General features: G+C 72.6%; 15 protein-coding genes. 6 read left to right on the top strand and 9 right to left on the bottom strand.

Annotation, left to right across the window (positions count from 1 at the left end):
• Positions 1 to 234 precede the first annotated feature (234 nt).
• Both ACQPYA_RS26190 and ACQPYA_RS26185 read right to left on the bottom strand, forming a co-directional pair.
• Positions 235 to 1,053 (bottom strand): thrombospondin, encoded by an 819-nt coding sequence (locus ACQPYA_RS26190; protein ID WP_433529723.1) that lies wholly within the window; start codon positions 1,051 to 1,053, stop codon positions 235 to 237.
• Positions 1,054 to 1,203: 150 nt separating this feature from the next.
• On the bottom strand, positions 1,204 to 1,896 hold the full coding sequence (locus tag ACQPYA_RS26185) for an SDR family NAD(P)-dependent oxidoreductase (RefSeq protein WP_433529722.1): 693 nt from the start codon (positions 1,894 to 1,896) through the stop codon (positions 1,204 to 1,206).
• Between the two features lie 141 nt (positions 1,897 to 2,037).
• On the opposite strand from ACQPYA_RS26185, the gene ACQPYA_RS26180 reads away from it, so the two are divergent.
• Positions 2,038 to 2,307 carry a Scr1 family TA system antitoxin-like transcriptional regulator gene (locus tag ACQPYA_RS26180; protein ID WP_433529721.1) on the top strand — a complete coding sequence of 90 codons (270 nt, stop codon included), beginning with the start codon at positions 2,038 to 2,040 and terminating at the stop codon, positions 2,305 to 2,307.
• On the top strand, positions 2,261 to 3,067 hold the full coding sequence (locus ACQPYA_RS26175) for an Fpg/Nei family DNA glycosylase (RefSeq protein WP_433529720.1): 807 nt from the start codon (positions 2,261 to 2,263) through the stop codon (positions 3,065 to 3,067). Before ACQPYA_RS26180 ends, ACQPYA_RS26175 begins: the two co-directional genes overlap by 47 nt.
• Before the next feature lie 109 nt (positions 3,068 to 3,176).
• Here ACQPYA_RS26175 and ACQPYA_RS26170 read toward each other — a convergent pair whose 3' ends face one another.
• From ACQPYA_RS26170 to ACQPYA_RS26155, 4 genes are all read right to left on the bottom strand, one after another.
• A complete protein-coding gene (locus ACQPYA_RS26170; protein ID WP_433529719.1) occupies positions 3,177 to 4,763 on the bottom strand; it encodes a ricin-type beta-trefoil lectin domain protein in 1,587 nt (528 codons plus the stop codon).
• Positions 4,764 to 4,902: 139 nt separating this feature from the next.
• Entirely contained in the window at positions 4,903 to 6,327 is a 1,425-nt protein-coding gene (locus tag ACQPYA_RS26165; protein ID WP_433529718.1) for a WGR domain-containing protein, read from the bottom strand.
• Between the two features lie 123 nt (positions 6,328 to 6,450).
• On the bottom strand, positions 6,451 to 7,821 hold the full coding sequence (locus tag ACQPYA_RS26160) for an FAD-dependent oxidoreductase (protein WP_433529717.1): 1,371 nt from the start codon (positions 7,819 to 7,821) through the stop codon (positions 6,451 to 6,453).
• Between the two features lie 13 nt (positions 7,822 to 7,834).
• Positions 7,835 to 8,989, bottom strand: coding sequence for a carboxylate-amine ligase (locus tag ACQPYA_RS26155; protein WP_433529716.1), 1,155 nt, complete (start codon positions 8,987 to 8,989; stop codon positions 7,835 to 7,837).
• A gap of 209 nt (positions 8,990 to 9,198) precedes the next feature.
• Here ACQPYA_RS26155 and ACQPYA_RS26150 point away from each other — a divergent pair, with 209 nt between their 5' ends.
• Both ACQPYA_RS26150 and ACQPYA_RS26145 read left to right on the top strand, forming a co-directional pair.
• Complete coding sequence (locus ACQPYA_RS26150; protein ID WP_433529715.1) at positions 9,199 to 10,611, top strand: carbohydrate-binding protein; 1,413 nt, start codon at positions 9,199 to 9,201, stop codon at positions 10,609 to 10,611.
• A 158-nt stretch (positions 10,612 to 10,769) separates the two neighbouring features.
• On the top strand, positions 10,770 to 12,167 hold the full coding sequence (locus ACQPYA_RS26145) for a chitinase (protein ID WP_433529714.1): 1,398 nt from the start codon (positions 10,770 to 10,772) through the stop codon (positions 12,165 to 12,167).
• A gap of 44 nt (positions 12,168 to 12,211) precedes the next feature.
• Here the strand turns inward: ACQPYA_RS26145 and ACQPYA_RS26140 are convergent, their stop codons facing one another.
• Positions 12,212 to 12,796, bottom strand: coding sequence for a DUF1349 domain-containing protein (locus tag ACQPYA_RS26140; RefSeq protein WP_433529713.1), 585 nt, complete (start codon positions 12,794 to 12,796; stop codon positions 12,212 to 12,214).
• 184 nt (positions 12,797 to 12,980) lie between these two features.
• On the opposite strand from ACQPYA_RS26140, the gene fabG reads away from it, so the two are divergent.
• Positions 12,981 to 13,739 (top strand): 3-oxoacyl-ACP reductase FabG, encoded by a 759-nt coding sequence (gene fabG / locus ACQPYA_RS26135; protein ID WP_433529712.1) that lies wholly within the window; start codon positions 12,981 to 12,983, stop codon positions 13,737 to 13,739.
• 56 nt (positions 13,740 to 13,795) lie between these two features.
• Here fabG and ACQPYA_RS26130 read toward each other — a convergent pair whose 3' ends face one another.
• Together ACQPYA_RS26130 and ACQPYA_RS26125 are read right to left on the bottom strand one after the other, a co-directional pair.
• Entirely contained in the window at positions 13,796 to 14,221 is a 426-nt protein-coding gene (locus tag ACQPYA_RS26130) for a hypothetical protein (RefSeq protein WP_433529711.1), read from the bottom strand.
• Positions 14,214 to 14,612, bottom strand: coding sequence for a hypothetical protein (locus tag ACQPYA_RS26125; protein ID WP_433529710.1), 399 nt, complete (start codon positions 14,610 to 14,612; stop codon positions 14,214 to 14,216). The genes ACQPYA_RS26130 and ACQPYA_RS26125 overlap by 8 nt, the downstream gene beginning before the upstream one ends.
• Before the next feature lie 186 nt (positions 14,613 to 14,798).
• On the opposite strand from ACQPYA_RS26125, the gene ACQPYA_RS26120 reads away from it, so the two are divergent.
• Positions 14,799 to 15,701, top strand: a complete 903-nt coding sequence (locus tag ACQPYA_RS26120; RefSeq protein ID WP_433533626.1) for a Gfo/Idh/MocA family protein — start codon at positions 14,799 to 14,801, stop codon at positions 15,699 to 15,701.
• The last annotated feature ends 538 nt before the right edge of the window (positions 15,702 to 16,239 follow it).

The raw sequence follows: 16,239 nt of genomic DNA, 5'->3' as shown, positions 1-16,239 counted from the left end.
CGCCCAGTTTCGGTGAAGTTGCTGCCTCCAGTCGCGCTGACACCGCAACATCCCTGAAGTTGTGTGGATCAACCGCCGGGGTGGATGCTCCGGAGACGCGTCAGGGGCGGCGAGCCGCCGCCCCTGACGAGGGTTGTGTGCGCCCGGCTGGTGAACCACCAGAACTGGTCGGGCTGCGGCCGGTGGTTCACCGGCCGGACGCCGGTGAACCACCGGCGGGCCGAAATGTGCCCCCTAGATTCGGTCGACAAACTGTGAGTCGAGCCACTCACGGAGACGGGCCACCGCGTCGCCGTCGGTGCTCGGCCAGTCGTACTGCCCGGTCATCGCCAGTACGCCGAGGACCACCGCGCCGAGCCCGATGGCGATCCCGAGCAGCGCGTCCGCCTTGCCGGCGATGTGCCGTCGCCGGGTGGCGATCAGGCCGAGCACGGCGAGCACCGCGCCGACCGCGCCGACCGCGATGCCGTACCCGGCGAGCGTCCCAGTGAGGACGAAGAGAATGCCGGCGACCCCGACGACCAGGCCGAGGGTGGCCAGCAGGCTGGCCCGGGGCCGTGGGCCGACCGGTGCGGGCGGCACGTCGGCGGCGGGGACCCGGTCCTGCTCGGACGTAGTGTCCCGCCCGGTGACGGGGGCGCGGTGGGCACCCGAGGGCCGGTCGGTGCTCGGGGCACGGTCGGTGGTGTTCGTGGTCCGGTCGGTGCGCGAGTCCGGCTCGGCGTCGGTGGCCGGGGCCGAGCCCGGTGCGGCGGTACGGGCGCGGCGGGAACCGTCGACGCCGGAACGGGCGGTGACGGCCCGGGCCACGGCGCCCCTTTCGGCGCCGGCTTTGGAGGCGGCGTCGGCCCTGCCGGTGGTGCGGTCCCGGGAAGTGGTCGGGGTGATCGCCGCCGCGCCCCGATCGGTGGTGCGGCCGTCGGTGCGCTCGTCGACCCTGGGTCGAGTGGTGGGGCGGGCCTCGGTGGCTACCGCTCCGCTGCGGCCGGCGTCGTCGCCGGAGGTCGGGGCCGGTGCGGGCGCCTCCCGGCGGGACAGCGAAGGAAATCTCATGGGTACACCTCCTGGTCATGCGTGGAAGGCGTCGCGACCCCGTTCATCGCCCGCCACACGTCAACGCCCCCGAGATACCCACCCCCCACTTCCCCGACACCCCTTCGTTCCATTAGGCCGTCGAGGCAAGCGGATCTTGGTACAGGCTGCTCACCGGCGGGGGCGGGTCAGGGGGGCCAGCAGGGAGGTGAGCAGGGCCATCCGGCGGGGGCGGGAGACCCGTACGGGGCGGCTGCGGACGCACCGGGCCAGGATCTCCACGGCGCGGTCCACCGGGATCATCAGCGGCCGCACCGGACCTTTGGCCATCTTGGTATCGACGAACCCGAACCGCACGGTGGTCACGCTCACCCCCTGTCCGCGCAGCGCCGCCGACAGCCCCATCAGGTACGACGACAGCCCCGCCTTCGAGCCGGCGTAGCCGGGCGCCTCCCCGGAGACCAGCCGGTCGGCCATGCTGGACAGCCCGATGACGTGCCCGTCACCGGCCGCCACCATCCTCGGCACGACCACGGCCACCGTGCGGGCCGCCCCCATCAGGTTCACCTCGATGGTGTGGGTCTGCGCGTCCAGGTCGGCCAGGTCCACGGGGTCACCGATGCCGGCGGCGTAGACGCAGAGGTCCACCTGCCCCAGTTCGTCGACCGCCTTGCCGAGCAGGTCGGGGTAGTCCGGCGCGGTCACGTCGACGGTGTGGTGGGCGTACGTCGGGACGTTGATCCCGTTCTCCCGCCGGGACAGCCCGGCGACCCGCCAACCGTCCGCCAGCAGCCGCCGGGTGAACGCCAACCCGATTCCGTCGCTGTTGCCGACCACCACCGCACAGCGCACCCGATCCGCCATGACCCACCGTCCTCATTGCGCTGAATTGCGCTGAATTGCGCCGTGGTGCCCGCCGCACCGGCAGCCCGGCGTGCAATTGAACCAGACACTCCTGGCAGCCCCCACCGTCGAACAGCGGGGCCGAGCCGGCTCCGTCGGGCGATGGTCGAGCCGTTGCGACACCTGCCCGACGTGGCCAAGCTGCCGAACGTCTCGCTGCGGGTGCTGCCGCTGGCCGCCGGCCCGCCGCTGGCCAGCGAGACCGGAACCTTCGTCGTGCTGGGCTTTCCGCAGGGGGTGCGGCGTACCCTGCGCCGACCGTTAGTAGGGGGCCCTTCCTATACACCAGGCGTTAACAGGGGGCCCCTCCTTTACGCTTGGTGTTGTGCCAGAGGGACATACGATCCATCGTTTGGCGGCGCGGCATGCTGAGCTGTTCGCCGGGGAGAAGCTGCTCGCGGCCAGCCCGCAGGGCCGGTTCGCCGAGGGTGCCGCGCTACTCTCCGGCAGCGTGCTGGAGGGCACCGAGGCGTACGGCAAGCACCTGCTGCACCACTACGCCGGTGAGCTGACCCTGCACGTACACCTCGGTCTCTACGGCAAGGTCACCGACGGCGACGGTGAGCCGCCGGAGCCGATCGGCCAGATCCGGCTGCGGCTGGCCAGTGACCGGCACTGGCTCGACCTGCGCGGGCCGGCCGCGTGTGAACTGCTCACCCCGCCCGAGGTGGCGGTGCTCCGGGCCCGCCTCGGCCCCGACCCGTTGCGTGCCGACGCTGACCCGCAGCGCGCGTACGACCGGATCCGGCGCAGTTCGACATCGTTGGCGGCGCTGCTGCTGGACCAGTCGGTGGTGGCCGGCACCGGCCTGATCTTCGTGATGGAGGCGCTGTTCCGTGCCGGGCTGCCACCGACGCTGCCCGGCCGTGACCTGACCCGCCCCGGGTGGGACGCCCTCTGGGCCGACCTGGTCGAGCTGATGGCACTCGCCGTCGCCGCCGGCCGGATCGACACGGTCCGCCCGGCGCACCTGCCGGAGGCGATGGGCCGCCCACCCCGCGTCGACCGGCACGGCGGCGAGGTGTACGTCTACCGTCGCGCCGGCCAGCCCTGCCACCTCTGCGGCACCCCGGTCAGCCGGGGCACCCTGGGCACCCGCAACCTCTACTGGTGCCCCACCTGCCAGGCGTGAAGCCGGCCACCGTCGACTGATTCCCGCCCCCTGGGGGCCGACGCCCCTCGGCGATTCCCGGCGCCGCCCCGCCCGCCGCCGTGGTCGGCGGACGGAGGGCCCACGGTCGTTACCGCAGTTGCCAGGCCTGGTCGGCGTAGCCCCTGTTGGTCCAGATTTCGAGTGGCTTGTCCTCGTCGTTCAGCCTGACGTCGAGGACCCGGTCGTTGAGCTTGCTGACCATGCGGTTCTTGGCGTCGAGCTGCCACTGCTGCGCTGGCTCTCCGGTGCAGGTGGCCGCCTGCACCGGGGTGCCGTCCTCGGAACCACCCGAGGCGATCTCCATACAGAGGCCACGGGAGCGGATGGTCCCGTCGCTACGGACATCCCACCACTGCGCCGGTGCCTCGGTGCAGGTGCGCAGCTTGAGCCGGGTACCGCTGCCGGTGCTGCCGGAGCTGACGCAGAGCTTGGTCTGCACGTGATAGATCTGCACCGCGCCGGTCGGGCGCGTGGGTTTCGGCGCGGCGGTCGCCGGGCTGGACGGTGTGCCAGTGGGCCTGCCGGTGCTCGGGCTCGGGTCGCCGGAAGGTCGGGTGTCCGGCGTCGTGGGGGCCACGGGCGACGGTACGGCCGACGGGGAGGGCGTTGCCGGGGCAGGCCGCGTCAGTCGGGAGTCGAGCGCGTAGATGTCGGCGAGGGCCTTCACCGAGCGCAGGAACGTCTCGGATTGGCGGTCGATGCTGCCGCCGGCCTGCCGTACCGCCGTGGTGCCGTCGCGGTAGGCGGCGAGCGCCAGCAGAAGCGGGTCACCGTCCAGAGCGGACAACTCCTTGACCAGGCCGCACATGGCGTCGCCCAGGGCGGGGATCGCGACCTCCGGCTCCCACACGGAGCCGCCGTCGGGTCCGTACGACTGCCACACCTCGGGCAGGAACTGCGCGATGCCGCGTTGACCGGACGGACCGAGCCGGTTGGCGTCGAATCCGGACTGCGTCATGAGCTGGGCGGCGACCAGCGGAGGGGTCACCTGGTCGCAGACCGAACCTGCCTCGACGACGAGTGGCACGTACGCGGCGGGAACGTGCTTCGCCTCGACGGCGGGCAGCGTCGGGGCGGTGGCATCCGACCCGCCGAACTGCCTCAGCTTGCCGTAGTACCCGGCGTAGTCGCTGACCCGGTCGACGTAGTCCGCGGCAGCGTCGGGCACCCGGTCGGCCTCGGTCACGGCGGGCAGCCCGATGTGGAAGGCGGCCACCGCGAGCCGCCAATTGTCACCGGTGGCACCAGCCAGCCGGAGTTGGCCGGTGAGGTCGCACATCTGGTGGGCGAGCGCCAGGATGCTCGCGGACATGTCGGAGCGCTGGGCGTCCGGCCAGGGCTTCCACGCCTTCCAGTCGTCGTCTTCGAGGCCGGCGATGCCCTGACCGCCGGAGGCGGTCTTCGACGCCCGGTGGTTCAAACCCGATTCGACCATGAGTTGCCCGGCGATCCTCGCCGGAGTCAGTAGCGGGCAGGACGAGGCGGCGGTGATGAGAACGGTCATCTGCTTCTCGGTGACCGGGTCGCCGACCACCACGTCGCTCCGGGCCGAGGCGGCGCTGAAACCGACGGCGACGACGGCGGCGAGGATCGCCAACGCGGCCAGGACGAACGCCACCATCCGGCGCGGCATCCGTCCCGCCTTGAACTTCTTGAGTGTGAGGTCGGTTGGCACAGACCAATCCCTTTCGGCGTGGCGACACCTCTCGTGACGGATCTCCAGCGCCTCGCGTTCACGATCTCGCCGGCCTTCTTCACGGGTACCGACGACGGCTTCGTCCGTACGGCCAGCCGTGGCTACGGCAGGACCGGGATCAGCGGAGGCGGCGGATGTCGCCGTGGGCGCGGTAGAAGCCGCCCCGGGCGGACTCGCGGACCTCGGTGACCAGGTAGCGCGCTCCGGGCTCGCGGATGCCCTTGGGGAACTGCACCGACCAGTCGCGGTGGTAGCCGGTGGAGAGGACGTGCACCCGCAGCCGGCCGCCCTGCTCGACGCACTCCACGATCACCCCGTTGCCGGTGTCGCCGACCACCTCGACCTGGGTGAACGCGGCCGGCTCGGGCAGTCGGGCGGGAGCCTTGACGTCGACCACCTCGGGCACGCTGCCCGCCTCGGCCGCCCGGATCGCCGGCTCGCTGGCGTCGATGCAGGCCAGGTGGCCGCTGGTGGTCACCACGTAGAGGCGCTGGTCGTGATACTGCATCGAGTACGCCGAGCCGCAGCCGGTGCCGAGCTTCCACAGCCGGGTGCCGTCGGAGGCGAAACAGTAGATCGAGGACTGGCTGTCACCGGCGAAGACGTACCGGCCGTCGGAGGCGGTGGCGCAGGAGAAGACCGGCGCGTCGGCGCGGTACGTGCGGGAGGCGGCCCGGCCGTCCTTGCCGATGCGTACCACGTCGCGCAGCGCGGTGCCGGCGAAGACGGCGTCGCGCTCCTGCCAGCCGAAGAGCACCGGCCCGGTACGGGTGTGCCACAACTCCCGCCCGGTGCGCCAGTCGTAGCCGCTCACCCCGGTCGAGTCGCCGTGGTAGACGGCATCGGCGTCGCAGCGCACCATCCAGGCCGACCGGCCGCGCCCGGCCCGACGCCAGAGGAACTCGTCCTCGTGGTCGATGGCGGCGATCCCGCCGTCGGCGTCAGAGACACCGAGGACGCCGTCGTGGATGTCCAGCCAGTAGATGTCGATGTCGGGCGCGATCGCGTACGCCACCCGGGGGATCTTGCCGGAGAGGTCGTAGACGTTGCCGTCGTCGCAGCCGGCGTAGATCCAGGCGTCGTCGGCCACGATGCACTTCACCCCGTCCGGCAGGCGGACCTGGTCCAGCACCCGGGCGTCGTGGTCGAGGGTGGTGATCACGCCCCACTCGTTGCCCACCATGCAGGTGCGCCCGTCGATGAAGATGCCGAAGGCGGGGGCGCCGGAGTCGTACCGCCAGAGCACCGGGGCGGTGCGGGCGGTGGAGCGGGTGCTGACGATCTGCCGCCGGGAGACCGAGCGCCTCTGCCGTACGCCGGGCACCGCCGGGGCGTACCCCTTGCGGATCTTGTCGCCGATCTTCTTCGCGGCGGCGGCCCGCGCCCGCGCGTTGTCGGGGTAGCCGGTGGTCTTCACCTGGCCCTGGTCGCCGATCCGGCCGTAGCGCACGGTCATCGTGGCGTCGTCGACCACCACCTCGTAGAACTTGTGCGCTCCACCGTCCACTTCGGACAGTTCGAGGTAGGTCGTCTCCTGCGACATGGATTCCTCCGAGGGGTCGGCCGGCCCTGACTGGGTGGCGCGCAAACGCTAACCCCCACCACCGACAAGAACTGTGGGTACATCTGTTGCGGTCCCGGCGACAACAGGTGTACCCGGAACCCGTCAGCGCGCCAGGGCGTCGACCGCCTTGCGGGCGGCGACCAGCACCGGATCCCAGACCGGGGCGTACGGCGGTGCGTAGCCGAGATCGAGGGCGGTCATGTCGTCCACCGTCATCCGGTTCCACAGCGCCACGGCCAGCGTGTCGATCCGCTTCGCCGCCTCGGACCAGCCGACGATCTGCGCCCCGAGCAGCCGGCCGCTGGGCCGCTCGGCGATCAGCTTCACCGTCATCGGCCGGGACCCCGGGTAGTAGCCGGCCCGGTTGGTCGACTCGGCGATCACCGAGACGAACTCGAAGCCGGCGGCCAGGGCGTCCCGCTCGCGCAGCCCGGTGCGCCCCACCTCAAGGTCGCAGACCTTGGTGACCGCGGTGCCGATCACCCCGGCGAAGGTGGCGTACCCGCCGCCGATGTTGATCCCGGCGACCCGGCCCTGCTTGTTGGCGTGCGTGCCGAGCGGCACGTGCACCGGCATGCCGCTGACCCGGTGCAGGGTCTCCACACAGTCGCCGGCCGCCCACACCCCGGGCACTCCGGCGACCCGCATCCGGCGGTCCGTCCGGATCCCGCCGGTCGGGCCGAGCGGCAGGCCGGCCGCCTCGGCGAGCGCGGTGTTCGGGCGTACGCCGAGGCCGAGAACGACCACGTCGGCCGGGATCGGGCCGTCGTCGGTGACCACCTCGGAGATCCGGCCGTCGCGGCCGGCGAGCGCGGTGACCTGCACGCCGGTGCGGATGTCCACGCCCAGCCCGCGCATCGCGTCGGTGACCAGCTTGGCCATGTCCGGGTCCACGGTCGCCATCGGCTGCTCGTCCCGCTCGACCAGGGTGACCGAGAGCCCGCGCAGGACCAGCGCCTCGGCCATCTCCACGCCGATGTAGCCGCCGCCGACCACGACCGCCCGCCGGGGGCGTGGCTCGGCGTCCAGCCACTCCCGCAGCGCCGAGCCGTCGTCCAGGGTCTGCACGCCGAACACCCCGGCCGCGTCGGTCTGTACCCATTCCGGCTTCGTCGGCACCGCTCCGGTGGCGTACATCAGGGTGTCGAAGCGCTCGCGGACCTCGCCGCCGTCGTCCAGGTTCTGGGCGAGGACCTCGCGGCGGTCCAGGTCGATCGCGACCACCTCGTGCCGGACGCGCACGTCGATGTCGTACGACTGCCGGAAGGTGGCCGGATCCCGGGCCACCAGTTGCTCCCGGTCGGCCACCAGTCCGCTGATCCAGTACGGGATACCGCACGACGAGTACGAGGTGAAGTGCCCCCGCTCGAACGCGATGATCTCCAGGTCGTCCCGAGCCCGTCGACGACGCGCCTGGGAGGCGGCCGCCATGCCGGCGGCGTCCCCGCCGACGACGATCAACCGTTCCGCCACGGCAATCCTCCTGTCACGCCCGGAACTCGCCCCGGGTCTGTCGCGCCACGTCCGCCACCACATCCTCCAACCGGCCGGTGCGGGCATACACCGCCCGCTGCCGGGCCGCCCCGGTGCCGTGCCCGCGCAGCCCGTCCAGCAGCCCGGTCACCTCGGCGAGGTCGCCGTGCCGCTCCAGGGCCGGCCCGAGCCGCCCGACGAGCTGGTGCAGCAGCTCCCACGCCGGGCGCAGCTCGCCGCTGGCCAGGTCGACCGCCGCGCCCTCCAGGCCGTCGTGGGCGGCCCGCCAGTGCGCGCCGACCAGCAGGTGGTGGTCGGCCGGCAGCGGTGGCCGCCCGGCGGCGATGTCGTCCAGCGCGGTCGCCACCAGCGCCCGGACCAGGGCGGCGACCAGGACCGCGTCGTCCACCGTCGGGCAGACGTCGCCGATGCGCAGCTCCACCGTCGGGTACTTGGCCGACAGCCGGGCGTACCAGTAGAGCATCCCCTCATCGAGCATCATCCCGCTGGCGATCAGCTGGCGAATCAGCTTCCGGTAGTGGTGGTGGGAGGCCAGGAAGGGGGTCGGCGCGACCGATGGCCAGTGCTCCCACTCGATCGACCGCCAGCTGGCGTAGCCGGTGTCCGCGCCGCGGGCGAACGGCGAGTTGGCGGTGACCGCGTGCAGGATCGGCAGCCAGGGCCGGACGTGGTTGAGCACCTGTACGCCGGTGTCCGGGTCCGGCACCCCGACGTGCACGTGCATGCCGTTGTTGCCGGGACCGGGCACCAGCAGCCGGAACCGTTCGAGCATCTGGTCGAAGCGGGGCTTGTCGACCACCGGGGGGACCGGTCCGTCGACCGGGCCGGTGCCGATCGCGAGCAGCCGTACGCCGGCCCGCTCGGCGGCGTCGGCGAGCGCTGCGCGCAGCAGGCCGAGGGAGTGCCGGATCGAGGAGAGTTCCCGTCCGGGCGGGCTGCCGATCTCGATCTGGCTGGTCTGGAACTCCCGCTCCACGTGGCCGCGCACCTCGGCGGGCACCTGCGCGAGCACCGCGTCGACGGCGGGCACCGCGGCGCCGGTGGCCGGGTCGACGAGCAGGAACTCCTCCTCGACACCCACGGTGAGCAGGTCGGTTTCCTCGACGGGCGGGTTCGGGGCCGCAGCCACCTGCCTGACCATTGCCATCACCGTCCGCTCTGGCCGGGTGCGGTCCGTCCGCACCAGGTGGCCGGCAATTACCCGCTGTGGTGGGAGGTGGAAACGCCTGCCGGCGTGTCGGCGGCGTGTCGGCCGGTCCAGCCTGCCGTACCGATCGACATTGACAACTCTCCGGGTGGGACGTACAACTCCTGAGAGAGCGCTCTCTCACCCGTCCCCGCAGAGAGGCACATCCCATGACACCTGCCCCGGCGGCACCCGCCGCCCTGCCTGCGCGACGCCGGCTGCCGCTGGCGTTGGCCCTGCTCACCGCCGTCACCACCGTCCTCGCCGGGCTCGCCACGACCGCCGACGCCGCCGTGCCGCCGCCCCCGGCCGGGTGGAGCCTGGTGTGGAGCGACGACTTCACCGGCGCCGCCGGCACCCTCCCGTCGGCCAGCAACTGGATCATCGACACCGGCACCAGCTACCCGGGCGGCCCGCCCAACTGGGGCACCGGCGAGATCCAGACGTACACCAACAGCACCGCCAACCTCAGCCACGACGGCGCCGGCAACCTGCGGATCACCCCGCTGCGGGACAGCGCCGGCCGCTGGACCTCGGCCCGCATCGAGACCGTACGCAGCAACTTCAAGCCGCCCTCCGGCGGCGTGCTGGCCATCGAGGGCCGGATCCAGATGCCCAACGTCACCGGGGCCGCCGCCTCCGGCTACTGGCCGGCGTTCTGGGCGCTCGGCGCGCCCTACCGGGGCAACTACCAGAACTGGCCGGGCATCGGCGAGTTCGACGTGATGGAGAACGTCAACGGCCTCAACACGGTCTGGGGCGTGCTGCACTGCGGCGTCGCGCCCGGCGGCCCGTGCGACGAGTTCAACGGCATCGGCGCCTCCCGGGCCTGCCCGGGCAGCACCTGCCAGTCGGCGTTCCACACCTACCGTTTCGAGTGGGACGCCTCGGTCAGCCCCCAGCAGCTGCGCTGGTACGTCGACGGGCAGCTCTACCACACGGTCAGCCAGAGCCGGGTGGGCGAGCCGTACTGGACGCAGATGACCAGCCACGCCGGCTACTTCCTGCTGCTCAACGTGGCGATGGGCGGGGCCTTCCCGAACGGGGTGGCCGGCGGCACCACGCCGACCTCGGCGACCGTCTCGGGGCGGCCGATGCTCGTCGACTACGTGGCCGTCTACAGCCGGGGCGGTGGCAGCACCCCGCCGCCGACGACCACGCCGCCGCCCAGCGGGGTGCGGGACGCGTACGCGACCATCGAGGCCGAGTCCTTCAACGCGCAGAACGGCGTGATCGTCGAGGCGTGCTCCGAGGGCGGGCAGAACATCGGTGCGCTGCGCAACGGCGACTGGGTCCGCTTCGACAACGTGGAGTTCGGCTCCAGCGGGCCGCGTGACTTCGTGGCCCGGGTCGCCTCCGGCGCGGCGGCCGGGGTGAGCGGCCTGGTCGAGGTGCGGGTGGGCAGCCCGACCGGTACGCCGATCGGCAGCTTCGCGATCGCCAACACCGGCGGCTGGCAGAGCTGGCGCTCGGTGCCGGGCAACGTCACCTCGGTGACCGGCCGGCAGACCGTCTACCTCACCTTCAGCAGCGGTCAGCCCAACGACTTCGTCAACGTCAACTGGTTCCACTTCCGCCGCTGAGGTGTAAGGAGGGGCCCCCTGTTAACGCCTCCGGTAGAGCAGGGGGCCCCTATTAACACCCCCGCCCGCTCCCGCCCACCCTGGACAGAAACAGTTAAGACTCTTAATAATGGGCGCGAGGTTGACGTCCATGGATTTTGTCCAGCCTGGAGGGTGGCATGAAACGGTCCAGAACCCTGGTGCTGTCGGTGGTCGGTGCGCTGGCCGCCGCACTGGGAGCGGTGTGGCTGGCGCCAGCGGCGTACGCCGCCGGGGTCACCGCGAGCTTCGTCAAGACGTCCGACTGGGGTACGGGCTGGGAGGGGAAGTACACGATCACCAACGGGGGCGGCAGCACGGTCGACGGCTGGAGCCTCAGCTTCGACCTGCCGGCCGGCACCACGGTCGGCACCTACTGGGACGCGCTGCTGACCTCCAGCGGCCAGCGGTACACCTTCACCAACCGCTCCTGGAACGGCACCATCGCCCCCGGCGCCTCGGTCGCCTTCGGTTTCCTGGGCAGCGGTTCCGGCGTACCGGCGAACTGCCAGCTCAACGGCGCGGCCTGCGGCGGCGGGACGCCCCCGACCACCCCGCCCACCACCCCGCCCCCGACGACCCCGCCGCCGACCACGCCACCCCCGACCACGCCGCCGACCGGCCCGCCGCCGGTGACCGGGTTGCCGGCGCACATCCTGACCGGGTACTGGCACAATTTCGACAACCCCGCCGTCGAGCTGCGGCTGCGCGACGTGCCCACCGAGTACGACCTGGTCGCGGTCGCCTTCGCCGACGCCACCGGCACCCCGGGCGCGGTCGGCTTCGCCATCGACCCCGGGCTGGCCGCCTCGCTCGGCGGCTACACCGACGCGGAGTTCTCCGCCGACATACGCACCCTCCAGAGCCGGGGCAAGAAGGTGATCATCTCGGTCGGTGGTGAGACCGGCCGGGTCGCGGTGAACGACGCGGCCTCCGCGGTCGCCTTCGCCGACAGCGTGTACGCGTTGATCCAGCGGTACGGCTTCGACGGGGTCGACATCGACCTGGAGAACGGACTGAACCCGACGTACATGGCGCAGGCGCTGCGGTCGCTCCGGTCCAAGGTGGGCACCAGCCTGATCATCGCGATGGCGCCGCAGACCATCGACATGCAGAACCCGGCCGGCAGCTACTTCAAGCTGGCGCTGGACATCAAGGACATCCTGACCGTGGTGAACACCCAGTTCTACAACTCCGGGGCGATGCTCGGCTGCGACAACAATGCCGCGTACGCCCAGGGGACGGTCAACTTCATCGTCGCGCTGGCCTGCATCCAGTTGGAGGCGGGGCTGCGGCCCGACCAGGTCGGGCTCGGCCTGCCGGCCGGTGCCGGTGCGGCCGGTGGCGGCATAGTCCCGCCCAGCGTGGTCAACGCCGCCATGGACTGCCTGGCCCGGGGCACCAACTGCGGCAGCTTCCGCCCGCCGCGCACCTACCCCGGCCTCCGCGGCGCGATGACCTGGTCAATCAACTGGGACATCACCAACGGCAACACCTTCGCCCGCACCGTCGCCCCCCACCTCCGCACCCTCCCGTAACCACCGCCTGACCGCCCGGGCCGGGCTGTGCTGGGGCCGGGCGGTCAGGGGTGAAGGGAGCTGTCGGCGGGGCCCTGTCGCCAGGCGGTGAAGTGGACGGTCAGCCCGGCCCGGCTGGGGGAGCAGCAGTACGGGCCGGCGGCGGCCTCGACGTCGGGATCCAGCGGGGCGAGCCGGACGAGTCGCCACGGTTCACCGGCCACGCGGGCGCGTACCGTCAGGGCGTCGCCGGCCCGGCTGACCCGTACGGTCACCTCCCGGCCCGCCCAGTCCGGTACCGGGGCGACGGACCAGTCGGAGACCTCGCGTGTCACCACCGCGCCCACCTGGGGACTGCCGTCGCTGACCTCCACCCCCGCCTTCACCCAGTTCCGGTCGTCCACCCGGACCAGCACCCCGGCCTGGTCGAACTGCTCGGTCCAGGCCAGCCGGAAGTCCACCTCCACCGCCGTGCCCGGCGGGAACGGCGCCAGCAGCGCCGGGGCGTCGTCGTGCACGAACCCGTAGCTGGTGTGCCGCCACAGGTCGCTGCCCTCGGCCGGTTCGACGCTCAGGCTGCCGTCCGGCTCCTCGACCGCCCGAACCGGCCGCGGCCACCAGATGCCGCCGGACCACTCGATGCTCCGCATGACGGCACGGTACCGAGCGCGGTCGCCCGGCCGTTGCGGGATGGCCTGCCGCCGGGCCGAAGCCGCCGACCGTCCCGGGTCGGGCGGAGGGTCGCCCGGTCAGGGGGTCGACATCGACGGGAGTCGCGCCGTACGGGCGGTGGGTTACGCTCCAGCGGTCGAGCGAAGTTACCGGGAGGTAGGCATGTCGGAGGGGCAGCGGGTCGCCATCGTGACCGGTGCGGCGCGGGGGATCGGGGCGGCCACCGCCAAGCGGTTGGCCGGAGACGGGCTGGCCGTCGCGGTGGTGGACATCGAGGAGTCGGCGACCAAGGAGACCGTCGAGGCGATCACGGCGGCCGGCGGCCGGGCGCTCGGCGTCGGCGCGGACGTGGCCGACCGGGCCCAGGTGGAGGCCGCCGTCGAGCGGGTCGCCGCCGGGTTGGGCGCGCCGACCGTGCTGGTCAACAACGCCGGCGTACTCCGCGACAACCTGCTGTTCAAGATGACCGACGCCGACTGGGACACGGTCATGGGCGTACACCTGCGGGGTGCCTTCCTGTTCAGTCAGGCCACGCAGAGGCACATGGTCGAGCGCAGGTGGGGCCGGATCGTCAACCTCTCCAGCACCTCCGCGCTGGGCAACCGGGGCCAGGCCAACTACGCCGCCGCCAAGGCCGGCTTGCAGGGCTTCACCAAGACCCTCGCCATCGAGCTGGGGCCCTTCGGGGTGACCGTCAACGCGGTCGCGCCCGGGTTCATCGTCACCGACATGACCGCGGCCACCGCGGCCCGGATGAAGATCGACTTCGAGGCGATGCAGAAGCACGCCGAGTCGGAGATCCCGGTACGGCGGGTCGGCCGGCCCGAGGACGTGGCCCACACCATCTCGTTCCTGGCCAGCGAGGGCGCGTCCTTCGTCTCCGGCCAGGTCGTCTACGTCGCCGGCGGCCCGAAGGACTGACCGTCCGGCGTCAAACCGTCCGGCGTTAACAGGGGCCCCTTCCTATGCACCAGGCGTTAAGAAGGGGCCCTTCCTTTCCGGGTTTTTCGGAGCCAGGCGAGGCCGAGGACCGGGAGTATCAGCGGGATGTAGCCGTAACCGCTGCCGAAGCCGGACCAGACCGTCTCGTCGGGGAACAGGTCCGGTCGGGCCAGGCTGAACGCGCCGACTCCGACCACGCCGACGAGTTCCACGGTGCAACAGGCGAGGGCGACCCGGCGGCCCGCATGACCGGCCCGGGCCAGGCCCACCGCCGCCACGATGTAGACCACCGCGGCGAGCGCGGAGAGCAGGTACGCCAGCGGTGCCTGGTCGAACTTGGTCGCGATCTGCAGACCGGCGCGGCTGGTGGCGGCGATCGCGAAGAGCAGGTACACCGCGATCAGCAGCCGGCCGGGGCCGGCGTTGGTCCGCGTCGGTCGCGCGGTTCCCAGCTCAGCCACCGAGCACCTGCCAGGTCTGCTGGAGCCGGACCACGACCACCGGCGTCACCAGGCAGACCGCGCAGACGATCGCCGAGCCCCAGCGGGTCGGCTCCATCCGGGCCAGCACCGCGGCCAGCGGCGGCAGGCAGACCAGTGTCACCAGGTAGCCGAAGAACGCCCCCGGCTCACCCGGCCGCTCGCCGCCGGCCAGCGCCACGCTGGCCGCCACGGCGAGTGCGAGCAGCACCAGCTCCAGCACGGCCAGGCCGATCAGCTGTATCCGGTCCGGCGCCCGGTGGCGCAGCGCGGCCACCAGCGCCACGGCCGCGACCAGCAGCGACAGCACGATGGCGGCGACAGCCAGTACGCCGTCGACCGGCGAACCGGTGGCGGGCGCGGCGGCGCTCACCGGATCCGTCCGGGGCTGGTTCCGATCACCGCCACACTCTACTAATCCCCGTAGTAAGTGGGGCCGGCAGGAGGCCGGTGAAGGCGAGGCGCGTCCCGACCAACGACAGCGCGCTCGCCACAGGGCCTAACGTGGAGCGTGCCGCGGGTCGACCGTGGCCAGGCGACGACTGCGGAGGTACGCGTGTTGCGGTTCGGGTTGTTCGGCACCGGTCATTGGGCGGCGGAGACGCACGCGGCGGCGCTCGACGCGCACCCGAGGACGGACCTGGTCGGCGTCTGGGGCCGTAACCCGGACCGGGCCGCCGCCCTGGCCAGGCGCTACGGCGTGCCGGCGTTCGACGATGTCGACGCGCTGATCGAGGCGTGCGACGCGGTCGCTGTCGCGCTACCTCCCGATGTCCAGGCGGAGATCGCCGCCCGGGCCGCCACCGCCGGCCGGCACCTGCTGCTGGACAAGCCGCTCGCGCTGACCGTCGCCGACGCCGACCGGGTGGTCGACGCCGCCGCCCGGTCGGGCGTGGCCTCGGTGGTCTTCTTCACCGGCCGCTACCAGCCGGAGGTCGCCGGCTTCATCGCCGCGACCGCGGCGGCCGGCGGCTGGCACACCGCCAACGTGGTCCGGTTCGCCTCGATCTTCCAGCCTGACAGCCCGTACGGGCAGTCGCCCTGGCGCCGCCAGCATGGCGCACTCTGGGACATCGGCCCGCACGTCCTGGCGATCCTGCTGCCGATCCTCGGCCGGGTGACCCGGGTGGTGGCTACCGACGGGCCGGGTGACCTGGTGCACCTGCTGCTCACCCACGACGGCGGGGCCACCAGCACGGTGTCACTGGCCCTGGACGCGCCGCCGGAGGCGGTGGCCGGCGAGTTCGTGTTCTACGGCGACAACGGCATCGAGCGGGTGCCGGCCGCCGGCGGCGGCCCCGCGACCGCGTTCGGCGTGGCCATCGACCAGTTGCTGGCGGAGATCGACGCCGGCACCCGGGACCACCGCTGCGACGTGCGTTTCGGCCGCGAGGTGGTCACGGTACTCGCCGCCGCCGAAACCGCCCGCACCCAGACAAACGCCGTCACCCTCACCAGCTGACCGAAATGTCGTGGCCGGCGGGCGGGGCGGTGGGTAGGGTGGCGGGCATGTGTACGCAAGCTCTGATCAACGCGGTCGGCACGCCGGCCGCGTTCGGGCCGCCGGCGGCGGCCCGTCCGTGGGTCCGGCGTCCGGCCCTGGCCGGCGCGACCCGCGACTGACGCCTCCGCACTCTCCCCGGCACTGACCCGCAGCACGGCACCGGCTCCGGCACCGCCGGGATGCAGCTGCCCGCACACGGGCACCGCATCTGGCGCCGCCGTAACGCGGCTGTCCCTGCGTCTGGCGCTGCCACGACGTGGCTGCCCGCATCCGGGCACCGCGTTCGGCGCTGCCGTGACGTTGCTGTCCGTGCCCGGGGGCTGCGCTCCGGTGCCGCCGCGACGCGATCACCCGCGTGCGGCGGCCGGCGAGCATCCGGCATCCCGGCCATCGGCCCGGATGCGGGTGCCCGCCGGCACCACCACCGCGCCGCCGGCTGACCGTGCGTGACCGATCCGCCTTTCGCGCCACTGACCAGGGCCGTCCGAGTCCCGAC

Source organism: Micromonospora sp. CA-263727 (genome assembly GCF_050942455.1).
Lineage (GTDB): Bacteria > Actinomycetota > Actinomycetes > Mycobacteriales > Micromonosporaceae > Micromonospora.
Note: the sequence above shows the minus strand (reverse complement) of the source record. Positions and strands in the feature narration are given on the sequence as shown.